At 56.1% G+C, this 4,954-nt stretch carries 6 protein-coding genes; 5 read left to right on the top strand and 1 reads right to left on the bottom strand.

Features of this window, described 5'->3' with window-relative positions; all coding sequences use genetic code 11:
* Positions 1-280: 280 nt before the first annotated feature.
* Entirely contained in the window at positions 281-1,456 is a 1,176-nt protein-coding gene (locus B3C64_RS03415; protein WP_291533738.1) for a pyridoxal phosphate-dependent aminotransferase, read from the top strand.
* Between the two features lie 178 nt (positions 1,457-1,634).
* Here B3C64_RS03415 and B3C64_RS03410 read toward each other — a convergent pair whose 3' ends face one another.
* The gene (locus B3C64_RS03410) at positions 1,635-1,793 is read right to left on the bottom strand and encodes a hypothetical protein (protein ID WP_291533735.1); all 159 of its coding nucleotides are present in this window, start codon (positions 1,791-1,793) and stop codon (positions 1,635-1,637) included.
* Between the two features lie 141 nt (positions 1,794-1,934).
* Between B3C64_RS03410 and B3C64_RS03405 the strand changes: the two genes are divergently transcribed.
* The 4 genes from B3C64_RS03405 to B3C64_RS03390 all read left to right on the top strand — a co-directional run.
* Positions 1,935-2,996 carry a methionine ABC transporter ATP-binding protein gene (locus B3C64_RS03405; protein ID WP_291533733.1) on the top strand — a complete coding sequence of 354 codons (1,062 nt, stop codon included), beginning with the start codon at positions 1,935-1,937 and terminating at the stop codon, positions 2,994-2,996.
* Positions 2,993-3,670: a methionine ABC transporter permease gene (locus B3C64_RS03400; RefSeq protein ID WP_291533723.1), complete on the top strand. Its 678-nt coding sequence runs from the start codon at positions 2,993-2,995 to the stop codon at positions 3,668-3,670. The genes B3C64_RS03405 and B3C64_RS03400 overlap by 4 nt, the downstream gene beginning before the upstream one ends.
* A gap of 51 nt (positions 3,671-3,721) precedes the next feature.
* Complete coding sequence (locus B3C64_RS03395) at positions 3,722-4,591, top strand: MetQ/NlpA family ABC transporter substrate-binding protein (protein ID WP_291533740.1); 870 nt, start codon at positions 3,722-3,724, stop codon at positions 4,589-4,591.
* Between the two features lie 112 nt (positions 4,592-4,703).
* The coding region (locus tag B3C64_RS03390; protein WP_291533722.1) for a hypothetical protein at positions 4,704-4,954 on the top strand (251 nt) is incomplete at its 3' end.

The raw sequence follows: 4,954 nt of genomic DNA, 5'->3' as shown, positions 1-4,954 counted from the left end.
CTCTCCACGCATGGTCGCTGAATGTGGTCAGGCGTCCATTTGGGGAGATTCGCGCGGGAATGGTCTTCCTATGCGGATGACCTATTTACAGATGTCCCATACGGACGATTTCTATACGGACGGGTGAGCATCCGTCAGAAAAAGGCTTGTCGGTCGCCGTTGCGGTTTATACCATTTGCGCCGCCAATAAGAAGCGTGTATACCGGCGACGGCATTTATGCGTGTTTTTCCCGGTAGCCTGTGATTGTTCGCCCATCGAGAGCGGTTAAGGCAGGCTCCAATGACTTCATATGTTTCCCCGGTTCCATTCACCACCATCGCGCAGTCGATTCCGCCGAACGTGTTTGCTGAGATGGACCGCAAGGTGGCCGATGCGATCGCGAACGGCGCCGATGTGATCGATCTCGCGAAGGGCAATCCGGATGCGTTTCCCGCGGAATTCATCCGCGACGTGGCGAAAGCGGCCGTGGACGATCCTGCGAACGCCCGATATTCGCCGTTCGACGGCAAACCGAGCTTCCTCAAGGCGGCGCAAAACTGGTATCGCAATACGTACGGTGTCGACTTGGATTGGAAGACGCAGCTCTTTGCCGTCGAAGGTGCGGTCGATGGGTTGGCGGCGCTGTTCGCCGTGCTGGTGTCGCCTGGCGATGCCGTGGCGTATGCCGATCCGTACTATCCGTCATATCATTGCATGACATTGATGAGCCGGGCGGAGGAAGTGCTGCTGCCATCCCTGCCGGAACGCGGGTTCCTGCCTGATCTCGACGCGGTGTCCGCCGAAGCGTGGCGACGGGTCAAGGTGCTGATTCTGAATTATCCGAACAATCCTACCGGCGCGCAGGCGCCTCGCGGGTTCCTGGAACATGCCATCGAGCTCGCGCATGAGCACCGGTTCGCCATCGTGCAGGACTTCGCCTACGCGGGATTGGGCGTGCGCGACCAGCAGGCCAGCATTCTTTCGCTGCCGGGCGCGTTCGACGTGGCCGTGGAGGTGTGTTCGCTGTCGAAGATGTATGCGATGGCTGGTTGGAGGGCCGGTTTCATCGCAGGCAATGACGACATCGTCGGCCATGTGAAGCAATACCACTACCAGATGGGCTCCATGATCACCGGCAGCGTTCAGGACGCGGGGGCCGCCGCATTGGAATCCGACCAAAGCTGCGTGCATGAATTGGCTTCCCGATACGCGATGCGGCGCGCGATCGTTGCCGGTGGTCTGCGTGACGCCGGCTTGGACGTGTTCGATTCGGACGGCGGCATCTACGCATGGGTTCATGCGCCGAAAGGATTGACGGGCGAACGGTTTGCGGATCTGCTGCTGGAACGGGCCGCTGTCGCGGTTTTGCCGGGCACCTGTTTCGGCAAGGTGGGCAAGGACTACGTGCGGTTCAGCCTGCTCAAGTCGGAGGATCTGCTGCGTGAGGCCGTGCGGCGTGTGGCTGATGCGCTGTGAATTCGAGAAGGTTCACCTGCCGGCAATGACGGAATCCTGATTCATGGTGATGTGAATCGGAATGTTGTATATAAAACAATATTTTCTACAGTGTATAAATAATGTCAATAGCAATGCTGTTGTGTTGCTGATTTAACTATGATTCAATAATAGAAATTGCAGATAGACATTTCAAAAACTAGAAAATAGGGAGGTGCATGATGGCTGGTTTCACTGTTTGGCTCAGCGGGCGTGTTCGCGTTGCCGCCTTGCCTGCTGGTGTCGTATCGATTGCGATGGAAGTGGTGAGGGCCATGATGCCCTGTCGTTGTTCGCGCATGATGATGTGTGCGAACATGCCCCGTTGAATGTTGGCATATTGCCGTCAGGACGGTAGGGAATTCCCAGTGTCGCTGTGCGGGTGACGTTCTGCCATGCCATGGCGATGTGGCACGAATGACGAATTGTTTTTATTGAATCTTATTTTAAAAAGGCTAATGTGGTCGAATTGTCTCAAAATGCTGAAAATATAATATCAATTCAAAAATTGAAGAAAGTATATTCCACGGAAGATGGAGATAAAATTGCTTTGCATGATGTCGATTTGAATATCGCAAAAGGCGATATCTATGGCATTATCGGATTGAGCGGGGCCGGGAAATCGACGCTGGTGAGATGCGTCAACGGTCTGGAGCGGTACGATGGCGGTTCGGTCAGCGTCGAAGGCAGGGAGATCGCTTCGCTGGGCAAGCGCGATCTGCGGACCCTCAGACGTTCCATCGGCATGATTTTCCAGACCTTCAATCTCATGCCATCCCGCAGCGTGGCCGAAAACGTCGAATTGGCGCTTTTGGACTCGGGACTGGACAAGCGGTCGCGTAGCGAACGCGTCGCGGAACTGTTGGAATTGGTGCATCTGTCCGATAAGGGGAACGATTATCCCAGTGAGCTTTCCGGAGGGCAGAAGCAGCGTGTGGCGATTGCCCGCGCACTTGCGAACAGACCGGATATCCTGCTCAGCGACGAAGCCACAAGCGCCCTTGATCCGAACACCACGAAATCCATTCTGCGGCTGCTGAAGGATTTGCATGACACATTGGGGCTGACGATCGTCATCATCACCCATCAGATGTCGGTCATCAAAAGAATATGCAATCGCGTGGCCGTCATCGACCAAGGCTCCATCGTCGAGGAGGGGAGGGTCTTCGACGTCTTCGCGAATCCCCGCGCGTCTTTGACCCGGGCGTTCGTATCGACGGCTTCCAATCTCGGCAAGGTCAACGACCTGTTGGATGACGGTTCGGAACTCGTCTCGCGCAAACCGGGATGGCTGCTGCTGCGCATGAAATATGCGGCGAAAGGCGTGTCCGAGGCGTTGGTCTCGCATATCTCGCGGACCTTCGGCATCGACGTCAACATCATCTTCGGCGACATCGATGTGGTCGATGGCGCTCCATTGGGTGGCCTGGTGGTGATTTTCGAAGGAACGGAGGAGCGCAACAAGGCCGCGATCGATTATCTGAAAACGCGCAATGTCGAAGTCGAGGTGCTTGCACGATGAATATTCTTGCCCAATGGTTCCCGAACGTGGCGTCCAGATTGCCCGAATTCATCGATAGTTTTGTGCAGACGCTGGTCATGGTCGGCGTCTCGGGACTGATTTCGTTCATATTCGCCACGATGCTTGCGATAGTTCTTGTTCTGACGCAGCAGGATGGGTTGGTTCCGCATCCGGTGGCGTTCAACACGGTGGATAAACTGATCGATCTGTTCCGTTCCATTCCCTTCGTCATTCTCGTCGCGGCGCTTGTGCCGTTCACCAGAGCGCTGGTGGGTACCGCCATCGGCACCAAAGGCGCGATTTTCCCGCTGGTCATTGGCGTGACGCCCTTCTTCGCCAGGCAGATACAGGCGGCTATCGCGGGAATCGATCCGGGACTTGTGGAAGCCGCGGAGGCGATGGGCATGAGCACTCCGAAAATCGTGCTCCGTGTCTATCTGCGCGAATCCATCCCCTCGATCGTTCGGGTGACGGTGATTACGGTGATCAGCCTGGTGGGGCTTACCGCCATCGTCGGCATCGTCGGAGGCGGCGGACTGGGCGATTTCGCCATCCGCTACGGGTACCAGCGGTACATGGTCGATGCCACATACGCGACGGTTATCGTTCTGGTCGCGTTCATCGCGGTGATCGAATTCATCGGCAAGCAATTGGTTGTTCTGCTTCAGCACTGACAAGCGCTGGCAGTGTCTTAAATGTTTCATGCAAAGGATTGGTAAGTGATTATGACAGTGGCGAAAAAGCGGGAGAAGGCCCGGAGGAATCTGATTGTCGCCTTGATCGTACTGGCGATTGTTGTCGTTGGCGGAGTCGGATATTCGGCATACCGGTCCGTGGACGACCAAGGCGGGACGGTCGTCAAAGTCGGCGTTTACGGCAATTCGGACGACGCGATCTGGAACGCCGTGCAAAAGGAATTGGACGGCGAGAAATCCGGCATCGCCATTGAGCTCAAACCCTTCCAGGATGGCGAGACGATTAATCGCGCATTGGCCAGCGGAGAGTTGGATCTGAACGCGTTCCAGCATTACGCGTATCTCGATCAGGAGAACAAAGACAATGGATACGGTCTGGTGTCGATAGGCGAGACGTATGTCTCGCCATTGAACCTGTATTCTCAGCGGTATAAGAAGGTCTCGGAAATTCGCCCTGGAGATAAGGTGGCGATTCCCAATGATGCCTCCAACATCGGCCGTGCGCTGAAGGTGCTGGATGCCGCGGGGCTGATCAGGCTCAAGGACAGCACCAAGGCGAATCCGACGATTGACGACATCGCCTCGAATCCCAGCGGCATCGACATCAAACTGAACGAGGGGACCGCGATCGTCAGGCTGCTGCCGGATTACGCGGCCGGGGTGATCACCACGAATGTGGTCATCAATGCGGGTCTCAAGGTGTCCAGCGCCATCTACCAGTCGCCGGTGAAGTCCAGCAACAAGGCGTTCAAGCCGTATGTCAACGTCATCGTTGCCCGGCATGATGAAAAGAACAATGCCACATACAGGAAGATCGTGGACGCCTACCATACGAAATCCGTGGCGGCGGCCATCAACAAGAACTACAAGGGCGCGGTGGTGCCTGTGTTCAAGTACTGATGCCTGTGTCAAGCAGATGCCTGTGCTTGGATGCCGAAAACGTTCTGTGGATGTCTTTGGCGCCGCTCGCCGGCCTGTGCCGGCGGCGGCGCTGGGGAGACAAGTACTGACTATGGGCCACGGCGAAGAGCATGATGCGTTTTCGGCAGACGGACGTTTGAAACCGAAAGATTTCAAACGTCTTATAACTAACGTCGATAAGGTGCCACGCGCGTCGTTCCGTAAAATGCGGTTCACTGGCACCAGTGATTGCGTGAACGGCACGCGACAGAGACCACAACCCAAGGGGGTGCACATCATGACCAGGTTCAACACTCAGCTCGTCCATGGCCTGCCGGTGAACGACAACAACACCGGAGCCGT

The sequence above is a fragment of the Bifidobacterium sp. UBA6881 genome (genome assembly GCA_002451435.1).
Lineage (GTDB): Bacteria > Actinomycetota > Actinomycetes > Actinomycetales > Bifidobacteriaceae > Bifidobacterium.
This window is presented reverse-complemented; position numbering and strand designations above follow the sequence as displayed.

Excerpts from the sequence above, each read along its gene's own strand:
- B3C64_RS03400 (WP_291533723.1), top strand. The coding sequence starts at position 2,993 with ATGAATATTCTTGCCCAATGGTTCCCGAACGTGGCGTCCAGATTGCCC.
- B3C64_RS03395 (WP_291533740.1), top strand. The coding sequence starts at position 3,722 with ATGACAGTGGCGAAAAAGCGGGAGAAGGCCCGGAGGAATCTGATTGTC.
- B3C64_RS03410 (WP_291533735.1), bottom strand. The coding sequence starts at position 1,793 with ATGTTCGCACACATCATCATGCGCGAACAACGACAGGGCATCATGGCC.
- B3C64_RS03415 (WP_291533738.1), top strand. The coding sequence starts at position 281 with ATGACTTCATATGTTTCCCCGGTTCCATTCACCACCATCGCGCAGTCG.